The organism is Parapedobacter sp. SGR-10, assembly GCF_011030405.1.
GTDB lineage: Bacteria > Bacteroidota > Bacteroidia > Sphingobacteriales > Sphingobacteriaceae > Sphingobacterium.
The window spans coordinates 232280-256576 of the sequence record NZ_JAAJTJ010000002.1 but is presented as its reverse complement, the minus strand read 5'-3'; the positions used below and the strand labels follow the sequence as shown (position 1 = coordinate 256576).

Below are 24297 nucleotides of genomic sequence, written 5' to 3'. Positions count from 1 at the left end.
TAAAATCTACTCTTGCCTACAATTTCACAGAAGGAAATTGCCATGAAACCGTTACTTCAGAAAACTCACATCCACTATGACTGGAAAATGATCGGACGGGTATTTCCCTCCTGGAAAGACATCGGTATATATACCCCATCTGTTGATTTTTACCTCCGGTGTAGCGGTCACAAAGATATGGTCTATACGGTAGTTGGTGCTAGCGGACTGATCTATATCATAATAATTGAACGTACCTCGTACTGCATTTATCTTGTTCTTCGTCAAAGTATAGGTATCTTTGATGTTCGCACTGCTGACCATTGATTTATAGTAACTGGTGTTTTGATTTGAATTGAAGTCTCCGGTCAATAGGGCCGGATAGCCTGCTGTAATCTTCGGTATGGTATCTAATAATAGCTGTGCTCCTTTTGTCCGGGCTTCAGTACCTACGTGGTCTAAATGGGTACTGAAAAAGTAAAACTCTTTTTGTGTATTCTTGTCCCTCGCCTTGGCCCAGGTACAGATCCGGGATTGTGCCGCATCCCAGCCTCGGCTTGCTTCCGTGGGTGTTTCTGACAACCAAAATGTCCCCCAATCTTCAATCTCTATTCTGTCCTTTTTATAAAAAATAGTCACGGTAAGCCTATTTTCTACAGTGGTCTCTCCCCTCACATCGGTACCGACCAAACCATATTGGGGCATAAGTGCCAACATATCTTCCAGCTGTTTTTTGGACGGTTCCTGCACACCTGCGATATCAAGAGTGTATTTATCAAAAACCCTTTTGACCAGTTCCTTTCGGTTGCTCCACGGATTGTCTCCTCCGGTATCGAACTCTATATTGTATGAGGCTACCGTAAGGGGTGAAAGCCATTCTTTTGAGTCCGTATGATCAATATTGTCCGGGACTTCTTCCTTTTTTGGATTTTCTATATCTGCATCTTTACTACAGGAGGCCAAAGCCAAAAGTGCCAAAGCGTAAACAAATAGTGCTTTTTTCATCTTTTAGGTATAACATGTTAAAAATGGGGGCATCTCCTATATCTGTCGTGGACAGATATAGGAGATGCCCCCATATATCAATTTAATCCGGTTGCTCCACGGTTATATCAACGACATTCATTAATGCTCCCCATCTGCCGTTGGCTTCCGGTGTTTGATTGACAAGTCGCAACCTTACTTTTTCCGTACGTGGGATATTTGGTGAAAAATCGGCTGTTCCCAATACAGTCCTCGGCGTGGTGGTTATACCAAGCGAACTCCATGTCGCGCCTTCATTGGTCGAAAGCAGAACTTCTACCCTATAGGTACTGGCTGTAGAGGCATTGGATCCAAAGCGGACTCTTATCCTTTTCATTCCGTCAAATGCAAATTGGGTCTCTATATAACCCGGTCCATTGTCAGGAAAACCTGCCGTTGGTGGCGTTGTATTGACCGCCGATGCACCTATCATTACAGCCGTCGGATTGACAATATCACCGGTTCTGGTTTTCCAGAAAAGTGCTCCATAGAACAGCCACTTGCCGGTCGGTGCAGTCAGATAGTTGTCATATATAGCATCTTGCGGAGTATAATAATATAACGCTTTTCCATTGGCAATCATATTGCCGTTATCTTTTCTGATGGCATAAGAAGCTGTAAAATTTTCTATGATGTAATTCGGATCCGGATCTGGAGCCGTTCCACCGTACACCACATCCGCTTGCTGGCGTATGAAGAATTTATTTTCTCCGTTTTCCCGGGCAAAATAACCTGTCACACTCGCTGTATTTGCAGTCAGTGTGATACCACTTGCATTAGCCAACGTCAAGTGTACCTTGCCCGAGTTGTCCCGCAAGCGATAGACTTTTTCGGTCGCAAAATTATCGTACAGCATGATCCCAACATCATTGATCTTGACCAACGTATTGCTCATATTTTCGCCAGTCATATTGGCTATAGAAGTAATTTTTTCGGGGTACTGATAGGTTCCTGCAATTTGTATATCAGCATCTGCAACACCAGAGATAGCCAGTCGGCCGTTTACGGTTGTCAGCTGTTTATTACCCACATCGATGATCAATGCAGCCTCCAATGGATAATTCGCCGTAGTGACCCCGGAGATGTGTACACCTCCACTGGCATCCTGCACAGTGATACCACCGTTTAATTCGCCAACAATTGTAGAGATATTGACTACTTTCAACTCGGTACCCGCCGGGATAGTACTGCCTTCACCGGCGGCAATGATGCCTGCTATGGCTCTCGACAAAGTGATGTCTCCCGATCCAGCACAACGTATCTGGGTCAACCCGTCCGCTGCTTTGGCATCCAATAGACGCAATTCCTTACGGTTATTGTTGATCGTAAACACACCCATGATATTCCCCCGGCCTTCGGGAATAGCCACAGAAGCAATAGCCGAATTTTTAGGCGTTACAACTGTAATTTCATTTCCGGCACAGTCCTGCAGAAGTATTTCTTTTTGGCTATCGTTGCCTGATGGTCCAAAGTTTCCATCCAGGTCTTCATTGGTCACCTCTACATCCCGTAGTGTGACCAACTGCTGATGTTGTGCTTCGCCCAACAGTTCTACACTCATTTCCAAAACAGGAATTTTTTGGTTTTTAGCTCCAAAACCTATATGAGCAGCAACATCATTGGCATCCAGTGCCTCCCCGTCGGCTCTTGCCAACATGAGGAATGAGCCTTCCCTTTTTATTGTCAACTCTTTGCCTTTCACAAACAGCAAGGTTCCTGCTTCAAATTTGGAGAGTTGTGCTTCTTCCACCTTAATGGCTATCGCCGCTCCGTCACCCTGTATGATAGCTAGACTGGGTAATCCCTGCTTTTCACCACTTGCACTCACAAATCCCCAAACTATGGGATCTCCCTCTAGAACGCCCTCTCCTTTTTCAAGAAGCTTGGCAATGGTCGTATTCACCGGAAAACCGGGAATAGTGGGCACTTGTGTTTCGGGTTCATCTCTCTCACAGGAAGAAAGTACGATCAGTGCTAATAATATCCCATACAATCTGATGGATATATTTTGCATTAGACTTGTTTTCATAAAAAATCGTTTTTAGTTGATTAGTTAATGGGATTCCATTTCGATCAGCGTAATGTTTATCCTATTCATTCTATTTAATTTCGGTGCAGATATATTTGATACTTTGACCATCAGCCCTTCGTCCTTCTTGGCATTTGTCTTGAACGTGGCAAATGTCTCCCGCCCCTTGTCATACCTTCCTCTTGCTGTACCGATGCTTCGCCAGGTCTGGCCCTTATCTGCCGATACCGATACCTCGACCTGAAAGTATCCTGGATCGGACCTGTAACCGATGAAACCGACCTTTACACTCTTTAGCCCCTTTAATTCGAACTGTGTACTAAGACTTCCTGGTTCGTCTTCGATCGTAGGTGCAGACATGACACGTGGTGCCATAGGTCTGAAATCGGTTGGTTCTTTGTCCCATACCAAGGCATCGGTGAACAGCCATTTCCCACTTGCCGCCGTCACGTCTCCTTCAGGATACCTTCCTTTTTTGGTAGCTGTTTCGAATGTTTCGGTTATGATGTTGCCCTGCGCAAACACAAGCGTACCTGACCCCACCAGACATAAGATGCAAAGGGTTTTCCGAAACAACTTCCTCCAAGATCTGTTGTTCCTTATTCCAAATATTCTTTTATTGCTCTTCATACTCAAACTGAATTTCGGTGATGTTAATGCGGCTTAGCCGATCTGATTTCGGTTGGGATGCATTTGCGATTTTTACACGATAGGCTTCTTGTTTCTTGTTTTTGATCTTATACTCTGCAAATGTTTCCTCTTCTTTCGTAGGATCTCCCCGACGAATACCGAGGGAAGCCCAGTTTTTCCCACCATCCTTAGATACAAATACCTCTACGGCAAAATAATCGGATATGTCATCCTTGTACCCGATAAAACCTACCTTGATCGTGGTCAGTCCTTTGATGTCAAACCCGGTACTGATAAAGCCATTTGCATTGTTTGTACTTCTCGGCCCAAGCAGACGCGGAGCTTTGGGACGGATATCGCTAGACTTGACATCAGTGACCAAGGCATCGTCAAAGAGCCATTCACCGGACAAAGCCGTAATGACCTCGGCAGGGTATTTATTTTTGTTCTGTGCGTCCAGAAAAGTTTCGTGTATGCGCTTGACAGTACTTTGCGGCTGCGCACATACCGACGAAACAGACAACAAAAACAGGGACACAAAAACAACAGGCAATCTATTCAATTCCATCATATCTTAATTTTTATCGTTCTAGGGTCAGCAACACGGGATAATGATCGGACAATATGTGTGTCGTCCCATCATACACGACCTCACAGTCTTTGATCTCAGGTTTCAAATCCGGGCTTGTCCATATATAATCAATCCTTAATTTGTCGGCACTTCCAGCTGTAGAATGCAGATTGGTCGGACAGGTGTGTGTAAATTTTCGGTGTTTTTCCCACCAACTGTCGATGTATCCTGCATCGATGACCCGCTGTATCACGCTATAATCAAAATTTCCATTGTTGATATTCTTACTTTGTGCTTTAATGGCCCGTGCCAAACGTGCCTGCTGTGTACTGTACACGTCAGCATCCACAGGAGAGAAAGAATTGAAGTCGCCCATCATCAATCGTTTTTCTTTCGGAAGCGAATCAATGATAGCCAATATTTTATCTATTTCTACTAAACGTTGTTGCCAGCTTGATGGGTCGAGATGCAAGACGATTAATCTATAACCTTCTATTTCGGCCGTAATCACGCCATGGTGCAGGCCTATCCCTATCTTTTGGATATTGGAAATAGGATATTTAGACGATATCGCCAAGGGGCAGCAACTCCCTGTGTCAAAAAAAACAGTATAGGAATGTCCGTAGCTTTGGGCAAAAGCTGCAAAAGTATCTTCTGTGAATTTACTCATTTCCTGATAACCGATGATATCAGGCAAGCGCTCTTTGATCCAGTTCTTGTACTTTTCTCTGTACATCTTGCTCCCATTGAATCCGACCAATACGTTGTAGTTCATGATCTTTAACGGATCACCTTGTCCTGTACAAGCTGCATAGCCGGCATTGTCCAATACCACGGACAGCATAAGCACAGCGATTATGATATATGTTTTCATACTTACTTAATATCCGTTATTCTGTCTCAAAGCTGGATTTTTCATAATTTCCAATGACGGTATAGGGTAGTACATATTATGTGGCCTTACATTTTCCGCGGCGGCAGCATAATCTTCTGCCACAGATTTTATGCTCTCGTAGAAAATCCCCCAACGCACAATATCCCACTTGCGCGTAAATTCTCCTGCTAATTCTCTGCCTCTCTCTTTGCGCAGTTCTTCGCGCATGGTCGATTGGTCTGTTAGTGAAACCCCTCCAATATTGGCCCTGTTGCGAACCAGATCCATGTAATATTTGGCATCGCCGAGCTCTTCTAACTCTATCGATGCTTCGGCCATCATCAGTAGTATATCGGCATAACGCATGAAAATAAGGTTTCGACCGCTGGCAATGTTATTTGCATAGATGTCCCAGAATTTTGGCCCCAGCCAATAGCGCCCGGAGGATCTAAACCGATTAAACTCCTGCCCGTTGTACTCCGAAGCCAATACATGGGCCTTCCGTCGATCGATATCTGAATAATAGGACTCCAATCTTTTTGTCGGCCTGACCGCCCCATAAGGTGTAGCAGAGCTAGCACCGAGATCTACCCCATTGTATTTGCTTCCATCCTTGGGCGTGGGCAGACACCAATTATAGATCTGATGCGCGCGTTGGAGCCCTGTCACCGAATAAGAATATTGTATCTCGAAGATAGATTCTTTGTTGTTCTCTATCTTATAGATATCACTATAGTCGACCAATGTATAGATTCCCTTGTCTGTGGCCAGATTCACGACCTGCTCTGCCGCCCACCTTGCTTTTTCCCAGTTTCGGTTCGTCAATGCCAATCTGGCCAATAGACCGTAGGCAAATCCCTGGGTGATCCGACCTATATTGGCTCCCTCAGCTTTTTCCAACAGATAAGGGGCATACTCCTCCAATTCTTCCATCAGTACACTGCGGATAGAATCTGCGTCACTACGAGGCAAAGCAATGACTTGGTTCACATCATCTTCACTTTGCAAACCCTCGGACCAGTACGGCACATCACTGAACGTATTGGTCAGTATATAGTAATACAGGCTACGCAAAGTGGTCGCCTCAGCCACCAATTTATCTTTAATTTCAGCAGAAAGGGCAGACTTCTTTATGCCGCTTATCGTATTATTGGCATACATGACCCCCTTGAAGCCATGCTTCCACACTTCTTGTCCCACTCCGGGGGCTACCGGCGAATAGCCAAAGTTTCCGTTGACATTACGTTCGGTAATCATGACCATCAGATCTGTACTGCCCTCGGCCGCGAAAAAGAATTCGGGATTGGAAAAAATATCGTACAGCACAGCATACACTCCATTTACCGCAGCCTGAGCCTCTGCCTCGCTGGTATAAAACTTATCCGGTGATGCTGCGTTTTTCATATTCTCTTCCAAAAATTTTTCGCAACCGGCCAAAGAAAACACTGTCGCCAAAAGAACAACCAGGTTTAATACATATCGCTTGATTAACTTTTTCATATCGTTCATATTGCTGTATCCTTAAAATCTTGTTGATATACTGAATGCTATGGTTCTGTTCTTTGGATACACACCATCATCTTTTCTCCGGACTGTGGATGACGAGTTGTTGCTGACATCCGGGTCATAGCCATTATATTTTGTCCACAGATATAGGTTGGTTCCGGTGACATAGAGGCTGAGATTCTGCAAAGTCTTGATAGGCATATTCGCCTGATTGAATGTATAACCAAAACGCATAGACCCAAGCCGCACAAAAGATGCATCGTGTACAAAGCGGTCTGTAGCCACAAAGTCCTGCGAGTTGACCCTAGGGAGATCGGATGTGGGATTATTGATCGGGTGCCACCTGTCTATCATATACCTAAACTGGTTTGGCCCGACATATCCGACACCCTGCTTAAACTCAATAGGGTTGTACATTTTTGCACCTAACGAATAGTGGAAAAACACATCAAGTTCGAAGCCTTTGTAGGTAAAATTATTGCCCAGACCTCCCTGATACCTTGGCTCAGTCTGCCCCAGATAAACTTCATCAGCCTCGCTTAGTACACCATCTCCGTTTTCATCGATATAGCGTTGTCGCCCAAGCTGGTAAAAAGACGGGATAGATACATATCTGCTTCCTCCCCAATCGTTGATTTCATCCTGGGTCTTCCACGTACCGGCATATCGCACACCATAAAGGCCGGATACCGGTCTACCCACTTCGTAGCCATACATGTAGTATTGAGGAGCTGCATAATTTGTCTCGGTTGTCACCCGCACCAATGGCCCTAGATCCAAGACCTTGTTGTCATTGGTGGCAAAAGTAAACGAACTTGTCCATTTGAAGCCCGACAGTGCTTGTACATTGACTGTGTTCAATAGTACCTCGAGACCTTTATTTTGTGTTTTTCCTAGGTTGACCAACCTATCGACAAAACCTACTTGCTGTGGTAATTGTACGGTAAGCAGTAGGTCCCGTGTCGTCGTGCTATAAGCGTCCAATGTCAACGACACTCTCTCGTTGACAAGTTTTAGGTCTAGCCCTGCATTCCATTGCTTTGACGTTTCCCAGCTCAGATTGTCGTTGGGGATATTGGCAAACTGATAGGCAATAGGAGCCGCGCCGTTGAAGAGATAACCATTATTATTGGCTGTCAATCTGGCCTGCGAGCCATATGTCGCAATAGCTTGATTGCCGGATGTACCAAAACTCAACCGCAAGGAACTTTCACCCAGAGTATTCCGCAGATTGCGCATCCAGGGTTCTTGCAACATCGCCCATTTGAAAGCTCCCGACGGGAAAAACGCCCATTTCTTTCCGGGAGGAAAATTAGATGCTCCATCCGCCCGGCCAGTGAATGTCAGGTAGTACTTCCTTTTGTAATCATAGTTCAAGCGGCCCAATGTGGATACCATCGCTGTCTCTACCAGATTGGACGTGATTACTGTCGCTTCTTTCTCTGCTGCTACCATATTGTTGTCCTCGGTCGCGTCCACCATATAGCCTTGTCCTCTTTGCCACTGCGTGACGCCTGAGGTTTTTTGTATAGTAAATCCGCCCAAAGCATTGAAACGATGGTCATTTGCCCAGCTCTTTGCATAAGATACCGTTGTCTCGCTCAATACTTTTTCAAATGTATAGGCGGACTTGACCGCGTAACCTCCGGCTTCGAGAAAATTTCGCCGTGGCAAGGATGACGGTTCGTATCGGCTCTCATTCCTGAAATAGTTGGTATTGCTAAAAGATGTCTTAAACTTCAGGTTGCGTATAGGTTCATATTCCAAAAATAGATTTGTCCAAAGGTTCTTCTTGGTGACATCATGCCGCATGAGCTCTACCAACGCCACCGGGCTGTTGATAACCCCACCAGAGTACCATCCTTCGTTCCAGTCTTCAAATACACCACCTTCTTCGCCTCCTTCATCATATACAAGCATCGTCGGTGGTATGGCCAAAGTGGAATTCCACCATCCGGCATGGGAGCCGATGTCGATCTTGTTCAGGTCTTCTTTTGTCCGGGAATAATTCAATCGCAGACCTCCCCGGACTTTTTGGGAAAAAGTCTTATCCAAATTCAACCGTCCCTGGTAACGTTCAAACCCGGAAGCTTTGATGATTCCCCGCTGATTGGCATAGTTGCCGGACAAATAATATCGTAGCCCGGTATTTCCTCCGGATGAAGAGAATGTATGGTTATTGTAAGGTGCTGTACGGGTCACTTCCTTGGTCCAATTGGTACCTTCACCCAATGCTTCCGGATCGGCATAAGGCGGATTCGTTCCGGTAGGTGAATTAAACCAATAGTTCTCGTTGACCATCTCGGCATATTCTTTCGCATTCATCATATCCAAAAACCTAGGTAGATAAGCGACTCCGACTTCGCTGCTGTAATTGAATACGTCTTTACCCGGAGCTCCTTTTTTGGTGTTGATGATGATGACCCCATTGGCACCTCTAGATCCGTAGATTGCCGTCGATGAAGCATCTTTTAGTACCTGTATGGATTCGATATCGGTCGGGTTGATATTGTTGAGGTCTCCGGCATCTATGATCCCATCGACCACATACAACGGTTCATTGTCTGCATTGATCGAGCGTGTCCCTCTGATCCGGACAGACGTACCGGCACCCGGGTCGCCCCCTGTAGAAATCAGGTCCACTCCGGCAATTCTACCCTGTAGCATCTGGTCTACCCGCACGACCGGCATTTTTTCAATTTCCTTCATATTCACCGAGGCCACGGCTCCGGTCAGATCTCTTTTATTGACTTCTCCGTATCCTATGGCCACGACATCCAAAATCGTCTCTACTCTTAGTTTAAGCCGAACAATGATATCGCTTTCGGCACCCACGGTGACTTCTTCTACCTGATAGCCCACGGAAGAAAATTGCAATGTATTTGAGCCGCTTTCCAGGGTTATGGTAAACTCACCTTTTTCATCTGCAACAGTTTGCTGCAAAGTACCCTTTTGCCGGACTGTGGTACCGGGAAGCACTACCCCTTTTTCATCCAGTACTCTTCCTTTTATCGTTCTTCCTTGTTGCGAAGACTTTCTACCCGTTGTCGAAAACAGAGCGATACTTTTGTCCGTAATCCTGTAGCGGATACCATATTTGTCCCGAAGAACATTCAAAAAACTATTGATTTCTCCATTTTGGAGTGCCAGTGACACCATCTGCTGATCATCCAACAGATCGTTGTCATAAATAAAGTGGTAGCCCGATTCTTTTGTCACGCTCAACAGTACGCTCTTGAGCGTCTTGTTGCTGACATTGACCGAAAAGGTCTGACTAAAGCCATACAAAGAAGAGGCAAACAAAGCTCCCAGAACAAGTAATGTGGCTTTCAGACGAATGAGCTTAATTCTCAATCCCGAAGATTGTTTATAGCCTGGTAATTTATTTTTTTCGTACATTAGATCGATTGTTATTTCAATTAGAAGATTTATGCGGTTTGCGTAAATTGTCGAACAGGTGTAGTCGCATACACCTGTTTTTTTATACGGTCTATGGATTGATGACGATTATCCTCCTTTCTTTATCAAGTTTTACTGTTTTGGTTAGCTCCAATATTTTGATGACGTTTTCCAGAGATTCCTTCCTAGAGATCGTTCCCGAATAGCTTCCCTTATGTCCGGAAGTACGATCTACAAGCTCAAAACCATAATAGGTGGCAAGCTTGGCCATGACATCATGGATAGAAGCATGATTGAAATAAAACAGGTCGTAATACCAATCCATAGCTTCCAGTTCTTCTACTTGCGTGACCTGCAAAACATCTCTTCCCAGATCGTAGGTCAGGTACTGTCCGGGTGTCATCTGCTCTTCCTTATCTCGGTTCTTGTAGCGTACCCTACCCTCTTTTAGATACACAGCCAGTTTATTCCGTGATGCATTGTTGATGGAAAAAGATGTGCCGAGCACTTCTATATCTCCATTGCCTGTCTTCACGACAAAAGGCAGATCTTTATTCCTGTGCACATCAAAGAAAGCCTCTCCATCCAGCGAAACGGTCCTGTTGTCCCGATCATAACTGGAATAATAGGTCAGTGAAGCGTTTTGGTTTAGCTTGATCTTCGTTCCATCGGACAGGGTGTAGACCAGTCCTTGGCGCAAGCCGGATCGCACCACGATGGTATCGACTCCTGCATTTTGTAATATTCCTGCCAAAATCTCCTGATCGATATAAGATGCCGTATCGGTCAACACGATTTTATCCTTGACTCCCGATACTTCTATGGTACCGTTTTCCATGATATTATCTTCTGATAACACATGTGTGTTTGCCAGATCCGGCACTTCTGTACCCGGCTTACGGAGATAATAGAAAGCAATGACAGACAGCACAGATAGCCCCAGGATCAGCACTGCTACCCGGCTAAGCAATAACCGAACAATAGGCGTACGTGTTTTCCCGACCTGCAATGGATGAATCCTATCTGTTTCTGTGGTTTCCCATCGACTAGCCAACAGTTCCTCAAAATATTTATTATGCTTTTCGCTGAGATCCAGAAATATATCTAACTCTTCGCCAGACAGTTTTCCCTGCACCAACTTATCAAAAAGAAGCTTAAGGTATTCTTTTTCGCTCATATATATTTCCCTCTTAATACACCCAATACGAATCAAAAGGAAAAAAGTACCAGTCTACCAGAATTTTTTTTGGAAAAGGAGATTTTTGATTGTTTTTAAAAAATATCTCTAGCGATGGCCAGCGCTAAGACAAGAAGATATAGCAGGTAATCAATCCGGTAATAAGGCTTTCTTCGGACAGGCTACCTCTTAGATTCTTTCTTGCCTGGACAAGATGATTTTTTACTGTTTGTTTGGACAGACCCAACTGCTTTGAAATTTCATCAATCGTATAGCCTTCCAATTTGTTGAGCCTGAAAATCCGGGCTTGCTGTTTGGGTAGTTTTTGGATATACTCTTCAATCTTAACATACAATTGATCTGCCATCAGTATATCCATCATATCGGTATATGTCTCACCCAAGTGTGTAATATACTCTTGCTTTAGTATTTCATTGCGTTTGAGTGTCCGAAAGAAATCGATAATCTGGCTTTTTACGATATTGTATAGAAATGCATCTAATCCTTTCTCGACATCTAACCGCTCCCGTCCCAACCAAAGTTTGATAAAACTCAATTGGATGATATCATTGGTTTGATCTACATCTTTAACTAGCGCAAGGGCATACTGAAATACTTTCAAATAGTAATTATCATAAATAATCCTAAATGCAGTATCATCTGATTTTTTGAACCGATATAGTATGTCTGCGTCCATCATGGCAATAGGTTATCATAAAGCGTGCTGCATATTCCCTCAGATACGCTAATTATGACATAAAGGTATAATTCATCTCTTATATGGGCAAATTAACTTTTTGTAAACTCAAAGCACATCATCACTAGACCTTAAGTACAAAAAGCTACTCCCCTATCGCATAATAATGAAATCCCAGACCTTCGACCACCGACCTATCGAGCAGTTTGCGCCCATCAAAAATAAAGGCCGGCTTTTTCATCCCTTCTTTGATCCTCGACCAATCATATGTTTTGAATTCGTCCCACTCGGTCAAGATGGCAACGGCGTGTGCACCCTTACAAGCCTCATAGGGATCGTCGTACACAGAAACCGATTCTTTATTCTCTTCGGCACTCCTGCTGTTCAGATAATCCAGATCCACAAACACCTTCTGAGCGGGTACCTTTGGATCGTAAACGGCAATATTGGCCTGCTCACTCAACAAATAGTCCGTCACATATATGGCTGCTGACTCACGGGTGTCATTGGTATCCTTTTTGAAGGCCCAACCCAATACGGCGATACGCTTGCCCGACACCGTATCAAACAGCGTCTGTACGATCCTTTCTGCAAAGCGCCTCTTTTGATGGTCATTCATGAGGATGACCTGCTCCCAATAGTCCGCGACTTCATATAAATTGTACGAACGTGCGATATAGACGAGATTGAGGATGTCCTTTTGGAAGCAAGAGCCTCCAAAACCGACAGAGGCTTTAAGAAATTTTGACCCTATACGGGAATCCATACCAATAGCTTTCGCGACTTCATCTACATTGGCTCCGGTTTTTTCACAGAGTTCGGATATGGCATTGATAGAAGACACACGTTGCGCCAGAAAAGCATTGGCGGTCAATTTGGACAACTCCGAAGACCAGAGGTTGGTCGTGAGAATTCTGTCCCGACCGACCCATCTGGCATATATATTCACTAAGGCATCGATTGCCTCAGGCTGTTCTCCGCCGATCAGTACACGGTCGGGCTGCAACAAATCCTGCACCGCTGTCCCTTCCGCCAGAAATTCGGGATTGGAAAGGATATGAAAATTGACGCCACTATCTGTATGGTGCAGAATACTCTTGAGAGCCGCAGCCGTACGGACAGGTAATGTTGATTTTTCGACGACGATCTTATCCGTCCGGGATACATCGGCAATCTGCCGTGCACACAGCTCGATAAATTTAAGGTCTGCGGCCATCCCTTTACCCTTTCCATAATTTTTGGTCGGGGTATTCACAGAAATAAAGATCATATCCGCTTCATCGATTGCTTTTTCAATGTCCGTAGAAAAAAACAGGTTCCGGTTTCTTGCTTTGCCTACTATCTCGGCAAGCCCGGGTTCGTATATCGGGAGATGGTCTAGATTTTCATCATTCCAAGCTGCGATACGCTCTGCATTCATGTCCACAAGTGTGATCTGAAGATCGGGACACTGCTGCGCAATGACAGACATGGTAGGACCACCTACATAACCAGCACCTATACAACATATTTTTTTTACTTCAATCGCCATTGTTTTGCATTTGTTAGAGACAAACTTAGATAAATTCATTTTTATGTGCAATATAATTGTGTTGCACATAAAAATGAATTATTGAGTGTATGTTTCCAAAGGCATTATTCATGAATGTTTGCTTTTTATGGAATGAATGAGACCGCTTCGCTAAGTTCATGAGCGCTTCGCGGTTTATCGACCTCTCCTCTGCCTTTGAGAATCTTTGCTTAGAGGAAATGTATTAAATGCTTTTTAGAAAGACTACCTTTCGCTAGTGCACGAACCACTTCATGGTTCGTGTGCCAACATATATTTTTTGACAACTATATTTTTGCTATTTTTGAAAACACAACCCCTTAGAGGCATTGATCAAGAAGGAAACCATAGACAAAGTACTGGACACGGCACGTATCGAAGAAGTCGTAGGAGATTTTGTGGACTTAAAAAAAAGAGGTACCTCCCTGATCGGCAATTGTCCCTTTCACAATGAAAAGACACCTTCGTTTCACGTATCGGTGTCCAAGGGGATTTACAAATGCTTTGGGTGCGGTGCTGGTGGAGATGCGCTCAAGTTCGTAATGGAACTGGAGAAGTACTCCTATCCTGATGCTATCCGTTACCTCGCCAACAAATACCACATTGAGGTCGAGGAAGTCGAACGTACACCGGAGCAAATGGCCGCTCAGGACAGGCGTGAGAGCCTCTATGTACTAAGCCAATGGGCCGGCAAGTTTTTTAAAGAACAACTCTGGGACACCGATCTGGGAAAATCCATTGGCCTAAGCTACTTCAAAGAACGGGGTTATAGAGAAGATATCATCAAAAAATTCGATCTCGGTTATTCTCCGGATCAATGGACAGCTTTGGTAGATGCTGCAAAGGCAGAAGGTTTTCAGCCCGCGTATCTTACCGAAATCGGACTGGCCATAGAACGGGATGACAAGAGCCTCTACGATCGGTTTAGGGGGCGGGTTATTTTCCCGATACACAACTTGACCGGACGGATTATAGGTTTCGGTGGACGTACCCTCAAAACCGAAAAATCAACTCCAAAATACGTCAATTCGCCCGAAAGCGAGATCTACCACAAATCCGACGTGCTGTATGGACTCAGCCATGCCAAAAAAGCCATTATGGATGCAGACCTATGTTACTTGGTCGAAGGGTATGCCGATGTGATCTCTATGCACCAAGCAGGGGTAGAAAATGTAGTTTCTTCTTCGGGCACCTCCCTCACGTCAGGACAGATTCACTTGTTGTCCAGATTCACCAAAAATGTTGTCATCCTGTACGATGGTGATGCTGCCGGCATAAAAGCCTCCCTACGGGGTACAGATATGTTGCTCGAAGAGGGGCTGAATGTCAAAGTTCTGTTGTTCCCGGACGGCAACGACCCTGATTCGTACGTACAGCAGGTAGGTTCTACGGCTTTCAAAGAATATATTCGGGAGCATCAAGAGGATTTTATCTTCTACAAGACACACATCCTCCTCAAAGATGCGGAAAATGACCCTATCAAACGAGCGGAAGTGATCCGCGATGTCGTGCAGAGTATTGCCCTGATCCCAGACGAGATCAAAGTGTCCGTATTCATCCGGCAATGCAGCACATTATTGGACATCGAGGAGCGGGCCCTGCTCTCCGAACTCAACAAGATCCGTATAGAAAAAAGCAAGGCTAAGAGTAAAAAAGGCAGTGTTGAGAATTTTACAAACAATAACGAGCCACCTGCAGATCTTTTCTTGACAGAGGAAGAAAAAGGCACAGTCTCCGAAATTTCTCCTTCCCCGGGCTTTGGACCTACAGGTGAGATCATACAGGAGCGCGAGATTGTCCGTATCCTGCTCAATTACGGCAGAGAGCTGGTCACTTGGGAAGACAGCAGTGATATTCCCGTAGCACCCTATCTGTTGGGGAGTATAGATGACGTAACTTTTGTTGATCCGCCAAGTGTAACCATCATAGAGGAATTCAGAAAACAGGCGGAGAATTTTGAAGTACCCGAAGCCCGTTTCTTCCTGTCGCACCCTAATAAGGAAGTTGCCGATCTTGCCATTGATTGCATAGCCACGCAGTACGAGATCAGTCCCAATTGGAACGATGATAAAAGAAAAATTTATGTCAGTACGGAAATCGAGCATCTGAAAGATCTGGTTATGCAGGCTATCTATCGCATTAAGAAACGAAAATGTGCCACAGAAATCATGAAAATACGTGAAGAAATGAAAAATGCACAATCTCCGGAAGATATGGAAGTCCTGCTGTTCAAATATCAAAAATTGAAGGAGGCCGAAAAGATCCTTGGCCAGTTTTTGGGGAATACCATCATCAAATAACCGCAACATGGCCAAGCATCTGGAATCAGGCTCTTTTGGCGAAGCCCTTGCTGTCCAATATCTCAAAAGACTGGGCTATGAGATCCTCTTCCAAAACTGGCGTTTCAAACGGTTAGAAATCGACATCATAGCCAAAGAGAGAGGTATCTTGGTCTTCGTCGAGGTGAAAAGCCGAAAATCAGACCACTACGGGTTGCCCTATGAATTTGTGGATCACGCCAAGGAGCAACGTCTGATCCGGGCTGCCGAAGCCTTTTTAGCAGATTATTCCTACGAGGGAGATATCCGATTTGATATAGTATCCGTATATTTATCCACCCAAAAGGTAGAACTGATCAGAGATGCCTTTTGGAGCAATTAAATCAATGACAACATGAAGAATAGATTAACGTTAGTTTTTTCGCTGCTTTCAGTACTAAGTTTGATTGGTTGTAAGACTGGTAAACTGGAATTTGTAAGCCCTGTCTCGGGCCACCGTGCTTTATATGGCGAAACGTTAAAGATAACCTTACATTTTCCTCAGTCCCAATTGGATTCGGTAATCTACTCTGTAGACGGTACGATTCTCGAAAAAAGGCAGGACACCTCCAGCCTGCTATTGGACACAAAGAATCTGGCCCTAGGCGATCGCTCCTTGACGGCCAAAGTGTATGTCAACGGAAAAGAAGACATCGCATACAGCAATATCCGGGTTTTGCCCGAAGCCGCGAAAAACTATGGGTTTGAAGTCGTGAACACCTACCCCCACGCTATAGATGCGTACACACAGGGGCTTCAATTTGCAGACGGTTTCCTCTACGAAAGCACCGGTAGCCCTCATGGGACCGAACTCAAAACCTCGCTGAGAAAAGTCGAATTGACAACTGGCAAGGTATTGCAAAAGGAAGAGATAGATGGAGATCATTTTGGCGAAGGGATGACCATTGTCGGCAACAAGATCGTTTTCCTCACCTGGCGCAGCAATATAGGCTTCTTCTATGACAAGAGTACATTCAAGCAATTAGGGACATTCCAATACGGAAATAGTAAAGAAGGCTGGGGACTGACATACGACGGCAACCATCTGATCAAATCCGATGGCTCTGAAAGGCTGTATTTCCTGCATCCCGAAACAGGGCAGGAACAAAACTTCATTACGGTGTACGATGAAAATGGGGCTGTAGACAATCTAAACGAACTTGAATACATCGATGGTAAAGTATACGCCAATGTGTACCAACAGGATATCATCGTCATTATCAATCCCCAAACAGGAATCGTAGAAGGCAAAATCAATCTGGTGGGCCTCTATACCGAGAATAGGCAGCAATATGACAATGAAATGAACGGAATAGCCTACGATCCGGTAGCCAAAAGGCTTTTCGTGACGGGCAAGCTCTGGTCAAAACTCTTTGAAATCAAAATGATAGAGCGATAAAAAGGTTTAGTGATTATATATTTCTTTAACCAAGCTTTGTCGTCATTTCGATGAGGAGGTACGACGAAGAGAAATCTATGGCCAAATGGGAAATTAATCTAATTCATCCATAGATTTCTCCTCATTCTTCGTCGAAATGACGGGTTGGTTGCTAAAGTATATAATTGCCAAAGGTTTTTTTAACTCATCTAAAGAAAAAATAAAATTTCTACCCATGCAGGGGGTAACAATGTCTTCATCATGATGATATAAAGCTAAACGAGTAGTAAACTTTAAAATTAAATCATTATGAAAACGACATTGACATCAAAATTATTCGCTATTGCCTGTGGCATAGCTGTATTGGCTTCTTCCTGCAAAAACGATGGTACGGAAATAGGTTTGGCATCAGCATCATCCGCCAATTTCAAAGCCCTGCGTGAAAAGGCCCTCAAAGACCTTGTGCAGCAACAGACATTCAAAGCGGAAGAAGGGATTACTTTCACCTCCGAAAAAGGTGCCAAACTCACCATCCCCTCGGATTGTATCCACGACGAAAACGGCAACAGTGTCGACGGAGACGTTACACTATCCTTTATCGAGATCTACGACCGTGGAAATATGGTCGCCACCAACAAACCCGTCATGGGAAAAGACGAGGAGGGCAACCTATTGCCTCTGGTAACCGGAGGAGAATACAATATAAAAGTCGAAAAGGGTGGCAAAGAATTGAAAGCAGGGTGCATTTTTCAGGTCCATATCCCGGCAGCAAATACCGGAGCACTAGACTTTGGCATGAAGCTATGGACAGGCCAGATCAACGACGAAGGTAACCTGGTATGGGACGAAGTCGAAGGTGCAGACGGCAAAGGTGGAATACGTGCCAATGAGCAAGGTGTCGGGTACGATATCTGGGGAGATGAATTCGGCTGGGCCAATGTAGACCGCTTCTATAACGATCCAAGAGATAAAACACAGATCAAGGTCACCGTACCCAACGGCTATAACAGTGACAACGCAGGTGTGTACCTCGCTTATGAAAATGAACCAAATGTATTGGCTCAGCTGGATACCTACGATGCGCAGGACAAATTCTTTTCCGAGCACTATGGATTTATCCCTATCGGTATGAACCTACACGTCGTCTTCGTCTCTGAGAGCAACGGTACGATCGTGTATGCCATCAAACCGGCAACCATCGTAGCCAACGGCACTATTGCTATCACGGACGCCGATCTGAACACCACAACCAAAAACAATCTGATCAGTCTGATCAATGCTTTGAACTAAATCAACCCATATAGTAATCTACTTTATTACGCCGGCCTTTCGAGCATGAAAGGCCGGCTTCTCTTCTGCCCGATCCTTCTCAAACATTATACCCTTTGTCCAGATTTGATTTTTTACTTTTTAATTTTCACTTTTTACTTTATACTTTTGTAGCGTATGGGTAAGAATTTGCAAGTAACGATCGATAAAGATTCGGGATTTTGCTTTGGGGTCGTGTATGCAATCGACATGGCCGAAGAAATCCTGGAAGAGGACGGCTATCTGTACTGTCTGGGAGATATTGTGCACAATGATGAAGAGGTCGCACGGTTGAAGGCCAAGGGCCTACGTATCATCAATCACGAGGTACTACCGACATTGACCAATGAAAAGGTACTCATCCGGGCGCATGGTGAAGCACCCGAAACCTACAAAATTGCCCTGGAAAACAACATTACCCTGATCGATGCATCATGCCCCGTCGTGCTGAAACTACAAAATCGGATTAAGACTTCGCACGATGAAGACGAAAAAATTCTGATCTTCGGAAAACACGGCCACGCCGAGGTCATCGGCCTCCAAGGACAAACCAACAATGAGGCGACGGTCTTCCAAGACATTGACGAGCTGAACTCAGTCGATCTTCCACCTTCATTTACCCTTTACAGTCAGACGACAAAGAGTGTGGACAAGTTCTATGCCATCAAAAAAGAACTGACCAATAGGGGCTATGAGGTAAAGGCCAACGATACGATATGCCGACAGGTTTCCAACCGGTACGAAGATTTGGGTGATTTTGCGAGGCAATACGACAAAATCGTTTTCGTCTCCGGTAAAAAGTCTTCCAACGGCCGTGTATTGTACGACGTCTGTAAAACGGCCAACGAAAACTCTTATTTCATCTCCGGTCCGGAAGAATTGGACTCTTCTCTTTTTCAAGATGGTGATACCATAGGCATATGCGGAGCTACTTCTACACCTATGTGGCTTATGGAAGAGGTAAAGGCAGCCCTCGAAATATTATAATTTGGGTCATCTTATTTTCATTTTCAATCTATTAGCCCATCAACGCCTTAAAAATTATCTACTTTTGTATTCATGGTCAAGAAAGCAAAAAAGGGAATTTTGTTGGTCCAACTAGGAACCCCCGATTCACCTACTACTCCGGACGTGAGCAAATATCTCAGGGAGTTTTTAATGGACGGGAGGGTCATGGATATCCCTTATTGGAGCAGGACACTGCTGGTAAAAGGCGTAATCGTGCCCAAACGAGCACCAAAATCTGCAGCAACCTATTCGACGATCTGGGATGAAGAAACCGGTTCTCCCTTGATGTACTATAGCCGTGTACAGCAGCAAATGTTGCAAGAAGAATTGGGGGACGAATATCATGTAGAGCTGGCTATGCGCTATCAGAATCCATCCATTGAGTCGGCTTTAAAGAAAATGGAAGGAATGCTTTTGGAATCCCTCCGCATCATTCCACTCTTTCCACAATATGCTTCTGCGACTACCGGGTCCGTCATAGACAAGGTCATGGAAACCATGCGCACCTGGCAATATTTCCCCCAAGTATCCTTCGTCAGTAATTTTTGTGAGGATGACTTGGTTGTGGAAACCTTTTCCGAACACGCCCTACGTCATGATCTGAATGATTTTGACCATATCCTATTCAGCTATCACGGCCTGCCTGTACGACAATTGGGCAAAGTAGACCCAGCCGGGCAACTGCAATGTGACGACAAAGGCTGTAGATCCTGCGCAACGGAAACCAAGCCTTATTGTTATCTATCACAATGTTACAGCACAACAAGGGCTATTGTCAAAAGATTAGGATTGCAAGAGCATCAATATACGGTCTGTTTTCAGTCTCGCCTGGGCAAGACACCCTGGATCCAGCCTTATACTTCGGATACCTTGCATGACCTTGCACGCAAAGGTGTCAAAAAATTACTAGTTTTCAGCCCCGCCTTTGTAGCAGATTGTATAGAAACACTGGACGAAATCCAGGTAGAATATGCAAATGAATTTAAACAATTGGGCGGTGAGCAAGTCATAATGGTAGAGAGTCTAAATGATAATCCAAAATGGATACAAGCCTTGAAACGTATGGCTTTACATAATTAAGGAAGAGAAATAGAGATGTTGATATTTAATGCAGTATTATTGTTCGTTTTTGATTTTTATATATTTTTTGCACTTCGCGCAACAAAAATCAAGATTATACACAAGAAATGGTTCCCTTTTGCATGGTGGGGATATTCCCTCCTATTGTTTGCCGGATTATTTGTGGCAGCAAAGTTTAATATTCCATTGAGCTACCGATCTATCATTTTAGTGGCCTTTTTCATGACAGCCATTAGCAAGTTTATCTATATCCTGGTGGTCATGATGGACGATCTCCGTCGGGGCGGCGTATGGGTCACCCGACTTTTTTCGTCGAGAAAAGGCAAGTCTCCTGCAGAACGCATTGATAATCTGGAAAAACCATTACCCGAAAATCCAACTTATGGTATTTCCAGGTCTGAATTTTTGTTGAAATCGGGTATCGTCATAGCTTCATTGCCGATCATTCCCTTGTCATGGGGCATTATCTCCGGAGCGTATGACTATCGGATACGTCGGCAAAAATTGGTCTTACCTAATCTACCCCAGGCTTTCCACGGCATGCGCATCGCACAATTATCCGATGTACATTCGGGATCTTTCTACAACCATAAAGCCGTATCGGGCGGTATAGACATGCTCTTGCACGAAAAACCAGACATGATTTTCTTTACCGGAGACCTCGTGAATAATGTAGCCTCCGAGATGCGGGATTATCAGGACATCTTTTCCAGACTGAAAGCGGACTTGGGAGTATTTTCTACCTTGGGCAATCACGATTATGGAGATTACTATTATGGAAAGGAAGACAGTCCTGTCAAACGCAGAAATCTACAAAACCTAATCCAGACACACCGCGTCATGGGCTGGGATATCTTGATGGATGAAAATAGAACCATACGTGTAGACAACGAAGAGATTGCCGTCCTAGGCGTACAAAACTGGGGAACAGGTAGGTTCCCTAAAAAAGGAGACCTACAAAAAGCTCTATCCGGAACAGATGAAAAACCGGTCAAACTGTTGCTGTCTCATGACCCTTCACATTGGCGGGCACAAGTCCTTGACACAGACATCGACGTCATGTTTGCCGGACATACGCACGGTATGCAGTTCGGTGTACGAGGTGAACATTTCCAGTGGAGCCCTGCAAAATTTGTGTACAAAGAATGGGCAGGGCTATATAAAGAAAAAAATCAACAGCTGTATGTCAATACCGGTTTTGGCTTTTTGGGATACCCCGGTCGTGTAGGGATCCTACCGGAGATTACAATTTTTGAATTGGTGAGGGGGTAATTGTTTGTTTGATTGCTGGCGTACACCTGCCTACCGGTAGGTAGACGTACCATGTGCTATTACCCCTCATAATAGAGCCCCAATGTGTGCTTAACGGCACTCAGGCATTGCATCTCTATAAAAATATCCATATCTACCTTAACATTATTTTTTCCATTCTCCGCAAAATTTCAAAAAAATACAACTACGTTTGCAAAAAATAAATGTAATTTGTACATTTATTCCCACAATCAATTGTATTTTAGATATGTTCTCTTTTTTAGATCAGCCCCATACTCGCATCAACCTATTGACGGGCGAAAAAATATTGGTCTCTCCCCATCGCAGCAAACGTCCCTGGCAGGGGCAGGTAGAAGATGCTGCAACAGATGAAAGACCGCAATACGACCCCAAATGCTATCTATGCCCCGGCAATGCACGGGCAGACGGCACCATGAACCCCGATTACAAAGACAGCTTTGTCTTCGTCAACGATTTTTCCGCATTATTGGAAGATTCCACCTTGGAAAAGTACAATGAAGAAGACCTGTTACAAGCCGAAACAGAAAAAGGTATTTGCAAGGTGATCTCCTTTACTCCCCGGCACGACCTGACCCTTCCGGAAATGGATACCGAATCCATCAAGGCCGTTGTGGACCTATGGCAAAGAGAATTCGAAGAGCTCGCTCAAAAGGATTGGATCAAATACATACAAATATTCGAAAACAAAGGTGCAATCATGGGTTGTAGCAATCCCCATCCACATGGACAAATATGGGCACAGAGCTCATTGCCTGTCGAAATCCAGAAAGAAAGCATACAACTGAAAAAGTACTACCAAGAGAAAGGAAAATCTTTGTTAAGTGCCTATTTGGAGGTAGAACTCAAAAAAGGAGAACGTATCATTGTAGATAACGAACATTTCGTGGCATTGGTCCCTTTTTGGGCGGCATGGCCTTATGAGACCCTGGTCATCAGCAAAAGGCATATCACGAATATATTGGAATTTACGGAAGACGAAAAAATGGATCTGGCGAAGACACTGCAAGAACTGACCATCCGTTATGACAATATCTTCAAGACATCGTTCCCTTACTCGGCAGGTATGCACCAAGCCCCAATCAACAATGGAGACCAGCCCGCATGGCATTGGCATATGCACTTTTACCCACCTCTGCTGCGGTCGGCCACGGTCAAGAAATTTATGGTCGGGTACGAGATGTTGGCCAATCCCCAAAGAGATATCACACCAGAATATGCAGCGGAAGTACTAAGAAATCAATCGACTACACATTATAAGCAAAAATAGATGATAGCGAGTTCACAATTAAAAAAAAGATATGAGGAAGTTTTCGGGTCGACACCACAGCTTTTGGCTAAATCTCCCGGCAGGATCAACATCATCGGTGAACATACCGACTACAATGGTGGTTTTGTATTGCCTACAGCAATAGATAGAGCCATTTATGTCGCTGTAGGGAAAAGAAACGACGAGCAAATCCATCTTTATGCCGAAGATTTCCAACAAGACTTTGAAACGAACCTAAATCAAATAAAACCTTCGGAAGTGAATTGGGCCAACTACATCTTAGGTGTAGTACATCAGATACAGGAACGCGGCAAGGCCCTTTCCGGATTCAATTTATACATAGATGGCGACGTGCCTTTGGGGGCGGGTTTGTCCTCCTCTGCTGCAGTCGAATGTGCTGTAGGCTTTGCGTTGAACGAATTGTTTGGTTTGTCTTTTGATCGCAAGGAAATTGCACAGATCGGCCAATTGGCCGAGCATACTTTTGCCGGTGTAAAATGTGGTATCATGGATCAATTTGCATCCGTACTCAGCAAAAAGGGGCATGTCATCAAGTTGGATTGTCGCTCCTTGGACTATGAGCACGTACCGCTGGAACTTGGAGACTACGAGATCGTGTTGCTCAATACGAATGTGAAGCATTCGCTTGCTTCTTCAGCATACAACAACAGACGGGAGCTATGCGAACAGGGCGTGCGTTGGATCAGTGAAAAATATCCTAAAGTGCAAAGTCTCCGTGATGCAGCAGTAGCCATGCTCGATGAAATGGTCAAGCCTAAAGATGCAGATACCTACACCAAATGTAAGTACGTCATCGAAGAAAACGAAAGAGTGCACCGTGCATGCGAAGCTCTAAAACGTGGAGATATCCCCGAACTTGGGAAGCAAATGTTTTTGGCACATCAAGCCTTAAGTAAGGAATATGAGGTGAGCTGTGAGGAATTGGACTTTTTGGTAGACTATGTTAGACAGATACTCGAAGTTGTGGGTGCGAGAATGATGGGAGGGGGATTCGGTGGTTGTACGATCAATATCGTCAAAAAAGGATACGGAAAGGCGATAGCAGATCAAATTGCCCCTATCTATAAAGATAGATTCAATCTGGATTTAGAAGCAATCTTTGTCAAAGCCGACGAAGGTTCAAGTGTCATAGGATAAAAAGAGCGGCAAGAAGCCGGGTTTTTAAGAGGTCCGAGGGGGCGTTGCCTCCC

At 44.5% G+C, this 24297-nt stretch carries 19 protein-coding genes; 9 read left to right on the top strand and 10 right to left on the bottom strand.

Annotated elements, in window-relative coordinates; all coding sequences use genetic code 11:
* Window positions 1-51: 51 nt before the first annotated feature.
* The 10 genes from G5B00_RS03245 to G5B00_RS03200 form a co-directional block, all read right to left on the bottom strand.
* A complete protein-coding gene (locus G5B00_RS03245) occupies window positions 52-984 on the bottom strand; it encodes an endonuclease/exonuclease/phosphatase family protein (protein WP_163871816.1) in 933 nt (310 codons plus the stop codon).
* Between the two features lie 82 nt (window positions 985-1066).
* Entirely contained in the window at window positions 1067-3031 is a 1965-nt protein-coding gene (locus G5B00_RS03240; protein ID WP_163871815.1) for a DUF5689 domain-containing protein, read from the bottom strand.
* Between the two features lie 24 nt (window positions 3032-3055).
* Window positions 3056-3661: a hypothetical protein gene (locus G5B00_RS03235; RefSeq protein ID WP_163871814.1), complete on the bottom strand. Its 606-nt coding sequence runs from the start codon at window positions 3659-3661 to the stop codon at window positions 3056-3058.
* Entirely contained in the window at window positions 3648-4232 is a 585-nt protein-coding gene (locus G5B00_RS03230; protein WP_163871813.1) for a hypothetical protein, read from the bottom strand. The genes G5B00_RS03235 and G5B00_RS03230 overlap by 14 nt, the downstream gene beginning before the upstream one ends.
* A gap of 10 nt (window positions 4233-4242) precedes the next feature.
* On the bottom strand, window positions 4243-5106 hold the full coding sequence (locus tag G5B00_RS03225) for an endonuclease/exonuclease/phosphatase family protein (protein WP_163871812.1): 864 nt from the start codon (window positions 5104-5106) through the stop codon (window positions 4243-4245).
* 6 nt (window positions 5107-5112) lie between these two features.
* Complete coding sequence (locus tag G5B00_RS03220; protein WP_163871811.1) at window positions 5113-6606, bottom strand: RagB/SusD family nutrient uptake outer membrane protein; 1494 nt, start codon at window positions 6604-6606, stop codon at window positions 5113-5115.
* A gap of 21 nt (window positions 6607-6627) precedes the next feature.
* Window positions 6628-10011 (bottom strand): TonB-dependent receptor, encoded by a 3384-nt coding sequence (locus G5B00_RS03215; RefSeq protein WP_163871810.1) that lies wholly within the window; start codon window positions 10009-10011, stop codon window positions 6628-6630.
* 91 nt (window positions 10012-10102) lie between these two features.
* Entirely contained in the window at window positions 10103-11188 is a 1086-nt protein-coding gene (locus tag G5B00_RS03210) for a FecR family protein (protein WP_163871809.1), read from the bottom strand.
* A 124-nt stretch (window positions 11189-11312) separates the two neighbouring features.
* Window positions 11313-11888 (bottom strand): RNA polymerase sigma factor, encoded by a 576-nt coding sequence (locus G5B00_RS03205; protein WP_163871808.1) that lies wholly within the window; start codon window positions 11886-11888, stop codon window positions 11313-11315.
* A 142-nt stretch (window positions 11889-12030) separates the two neighbouring features.
* Window positions 12031-13416: a nucleotide sugar dehydrogenase gene (locus G5B00_RS03200; RefSeq protein WP_205966276.1), complete on the bottom strand. Its 1386-nt coding sequence runs from the start codon at window positions 13414-13416 to the stop codon at window positions 12031-12033.
* A 347-nt stretch (window positions 13417-13763) separates the two neighbouring features.
* Here G5B00_RS03200 and dnaG point away from each other — a divergent pair, with 347 nt between their 5' ends.
* From dnaG to galK, 9 genes are all read left to right on the top strand, one after another.
* The gene (dnaG, locus tag G5B00_RS03195; RefSeq protein WP_163871807.1) at window positions 13764-15734 is read left to right on the top strand and encodes a DNA primase; all 1971 of its coding nucleotides are present in this window, start codon (window positions 13764-13766) and stop codon (window positions 15732-15734) included.
* A 7-nt stretch (window positions 15735-15741) separates the two neighbouring features.
* The gene (locus tag G5B00_RS03190) at window positions 15742-16095 is read left to right on the top strand and encodes a YraN family protein (protein ID WP_163871806.1); all 354 of its coding nucleotides are present in this window, start codon (window positions 15742-15744) and stop codon (window positions 16093-16095) included.
* A gap of 12 nt (window positions 16096-16107) precedes the next feature.
* Window positions 16108-17151 carry a glutaminyl-peptide cyclotransferase gene (locus G5B00_RS03185; protein ID WP_163871805.1) on the top strand — a complete coding sequence of 348 codons (1044 nt, stop codon included), beginning with the start codon at window positions 16108-16110 and terminating at the stop codon, window positions 17149-17151.
* A 288-nt stretch (window positions 17152-17439) separates the two neighbouring features.
* Window positions 17440-18420, top strand: coding sequence for a hypothetical protein (locus G5B00_RS03180; protein ID WP_163871804.1), 981 nt, complete (start codon window positions 17440-17442; stop codon window positions 18418-18420).
* Window positions 18421-18576: 156 nt separating this feature from the next.
* Complete coding sequence (locus tag G5B00_RS03175; RefSeq protein WP_163871803.1) at window positions 18577-19425, top strand: 4-hydroxy-3-methylbut-2-enyl diphosphate reductase; 849 nt, start codon at window positions 18577-18579, stop codon at window positions 19423-19425.
* 72 nt (window positions 19426-19497) lie between these two features.
* A complete protein-coding gene (gene hemH / locus G5B00_RS03170) occupies window positions 19498-20526 on the top strand; it encodes a ferrochelatase (RefSeq protein ID WP_163871802.1) in 1029 nt (342 codons plus the stop codon).
* A gap of 15 nt (window positions 20527-20541) precedes the next feature.
* Window positions 20542-21798 (top strand): metallophosphoesterase, encoded by a 1257-nt coding sequence (locus G5B00_RS03165; RefSeq protein WP_163871801.1) that lies wholly within the window; start codon window positions 20542-20544, stop codon window positions 21796-21798.
* Between the two features lie 247 nt (window positions 21799-22045).
* Window positions 22046-23086, top strand: a complete 1041-nt coding sequence (locus tag G5B00_RS03160) for a UDP-glucose--hexose-1-phosphate uridylyltransferase (RefSeq protein WP_163871800.1) — start codon at window positions 22046-22048, stop codon at window positions 23084-23086.
* Window positions 23087-24244: a galactokinase gene (galK, locus tag G5B00_RS03155; RefSeq protein WP_163871799.1), complete on the top strand. Its 1158-nt coding sequence runs from the start codon at window positions 23087-23089 to the stop codon at window positions 24242-24244.
* Window positions 24245-24297: the final 53 nt, after the last annotated feature.

Bases quoted from the DNA above. Each gene is read 5' to 3' on its own strand.
- G5B00_RS03245 (WP_163871816.1), bottom strand. From the start codon at position 984: ATGAAAAAAGCACTATTTGTTTACGCTTTGGCACTTTTGGCTTTGGCC.
- G5B00_RS03240 (WP_163871815.1), bottom strand. From the start codon at position 3,031: ATGAAAACAAGTCTAATGCAAAATATATCCATCAGATTGTATGGGATA.
- G5B00_RS03235 (WP_163871814.1), bottom strand. From the start codon at position 3,661: ATGAAGAGCAATAAAAGAATATTTGGAATAAGGAACAACAGATCTTGG.
- G5B00_RS03230 (WP_163871813.1), bottom strand. From the start codon at position 4,232: ATGATGGAATTGAATAGATTGCCTGTTGTTTTTGTGTCCCTGTTTTTG.
- G5B00_RS03225 (WP_163871812.1), bottom strand. From the start codon at position 5,106: ATGAAAACATATATCATAATCGCTGTGCTTATGCTGTCCGTGGTATTG.
- G5B00_RS03220 (WP_163871811.1), bottom strand. From the start codon at position 6,606: ATGAAAAAGTTAATCAAGCGATATGTATTAAACCTGGTTGTTCTTTTG.
- G5B00_RS03215 (WP_163871810.1), bottom strand. From the start codon at position 10,011: ATGTACGAAAAAAATAAATTACCAGGCTATAAACAATCTTCGGGATTG.
- G5B00_RS03210 (WP_163871809.1), bottom strand. From the start codon at position 11,188: ATGAGCGAAAAAGAATACCTTAAGCTTCTTTTTGATAAGTTGGTGCAG.
- G5B00_RS03205 (WP_163871808.1), bottom strand. From the start codon at position 11,888: ATGATGGACGCAGACATACTATATCGGTTCAAAAAATCAGATGATACT.
- G5B00_RS03200 (WP_205966276.1), bottom strand. From the start codon at position 13,416: ATGGCGATTGAAGTAAAAAAAATATGTTGTATAGGTGCTGGTTATGTA.
- G5B00_RS03190 (WP_163871806.1), top strand. From the start codon at position 15,742: ATGGCCAAGCATCTGGAATCAGGCTCTTTTGGCGAAGCCCTTGCTGTC.
- G5B00_RS03185 (WP_163871805.1), top strand. From the start codon at position 16,108: ATGAAGAATAGATTAACGTTAGTTTTTTCGCTGCTTTCAGTACTAAGT.
- G5B00_RS03180 (WP_163871804.1), top strand. From the start codon at position 17,440: ATGAAAACGACATTGACATCAAAATTATTCGCTATTGCCTGTGGCATA.
- G5B00_RS03175 (WP_163871803.1), top strand. From the start codon at position 18,577: ATGGGTAAGAATTTGCAAGTAACGATCGATAAAGATTCGGGATTTTGC.
- hemH (WP_163871802.1), top strand. From the start codon at position 19,498: ATGGTCAAGAAAGCAAAAAAGGGAATTTTGTTGGTCCAACTAGGAACC.
- G5B00_RS03165 (WP_163871801.1), top strand. From the start codon at position 20,542: ATGTTGATATTTAATGCAGTATTATTGTTCGTTTTTGATTTTTATATA.
- G5B00_RS03160 (WP_163871800.1), top strand. From the start codon at position 22,046: ATGTTCTCTTTTTTAGATCAGCCCCATACTCGCATCAACCTATTGACG.
- galK (WP_163871799.1), top strand. From the start codon at position 23,087: ATGATAGCGAGTTCACAATTAAAAAAAAGATATGAGGAAGTTTTCGGG.